Origin of the sequence: Mammaliicoccus sp. C-M13 (genome assembly GCF_022386845.1) — a bacterium.
Lineage (GTDB): Bacteria > Bacillota > Bacilli > Staphylococcales > Staphylococcaceae > Mammaliicoccus > Mammaliicoccus lentus.
In genome coordinates this window covers 1-1,470 of the sequence record NZ_JAJNHQ010000031.1, presented here as the reverse complement: position 1 = coordinate 1,470, position 1,470 = coordinate 1, and the positions used below count along the sequence as shown (strand labels likewise).

Sequence of the window (1,470 nt, the reverse complement as noted above, 5' to 3'; positions counted from 1 at the left end):
TTGTGTCATTTACTGCCACCACTACAGCGACATCATCATGGCTACCATCTGGATAAGTTACACGAACAGTCGCATTTTTATCACCAGTCGTAGTTGTATCGACAGGTGTTGTATACGCGTAACGCGTACCACTCGGTAAACCAGCTGTATTAATCGATTGTTCAGCGTTAGGTGTCGCTTTTAACTCAACTGTTTGTTTTTTACCAGTTGGGTTAAGTCTATCTGCGTCTGTACGTCGTACAGTAGCATTCACTATATCAGATGCTAATGACGTATTGTTAGATGCATCTGTTGCTTTCGCTGTGACACTACCTACCGGTATTGGTTTTGTCGGGGTAATGACAACTTTACCTTGGTCATTCGCTGTTCCTTCACCTAACGGTTGATTTTTATTATCAAATAATTGGACTCTTGAGCCTGGTTCAGCACTAACTGTAATTGGTTCTTTTGTGTTCGCTTTTTCTGTTAAATTCGTTTGAATAACAGGTTTCGCAGGCGGTGTAGTGTCGACTACTCTATAAATGAATTCTTTAGTTACACTATTACCACTTGGATCTCTGTAAGTAACCGTTACAGTGCTTGTACCTTCAGCAGTTGGCGTACCTGTAATTTGTTTTGTTTGGTTATCAAACGTTAAACCTGCCGGTAAGCCCGTTACGCTTGTTGGATTAATCTCACCACTATTGTCTGTCGCGTTTGGTAATGTGAATGCTTGAATTGGTGCACCTTTTTCACTTGTCTTTTCTTGAATCTCTGGTGCCGTTGGACGCATTGTGTCATTTACTGCCACCACTACAGCGACATCATCATGGCTACCATCTGGATAAGTTACACGAACAGTCGCATTTTTATCACCAGTCGTTGTTGTATCAACAGGTGTTGTGTACGCGTAACGCGTACCACTCGGTAAACCAGCTGTATTAATCGATTGTTCAGCATTAGGTGTCGCTTTTAACTCAACTGTTTGTTTTTTACCAGTTGGGTTAAGTCTTTCTGCGTCTGTACGTCTATTTGTCGCTACCTTCGGTTCAGAAGGATTAGAAGTATTTGGACGAACAGCTGTATCTGTCGCTGTAGCCGTGATTTCACCTGCCGGTATCGCACGCGTAGGTGTGATTGTCACATTACCTTGCGCGTTCGCTTTGCCTTCTCCGATTAATACTTTATTGTTATCTCTGCCAATGTAAATTCGTACTGTTGAACCTGGCTCCGCTGTGACACTAATCGGTGTCGTTGTACCAGCTTTTTCTGTTAAATCCGTTTGGATTACCGGTTTCGCAGGCGGTGTAGAGTCGACTACTCTATAAATGAATTCTTTAGTTACACTATTACCACTTGGATCTCTATAAGTAACCGTTACAGTGCTTGTACCTTCAGCAGTTGGCGTACCTGTAATTTGTTTTGTTTGGTTATCAAACGTTAAACCTGCCGGTAAGCCCGTTACGCTTGTTGGATTAATTTCGCCACTAT

1 protein-coding gene is annotated in these 1,470 nt (G+C 42.4%); it reads right to left on the bottom strand.

Annotated features, from left to right (window positions below; genetic code table 11):
* Nucleotides 1-1,470, bottom strand: a 1,470-nt coding sequence (locus LQ615_RS13290; protein WP_239713621.1) for a Rib/alpha-like domain-containing protein, incomplete at both ends; no start/stop codon positions are given.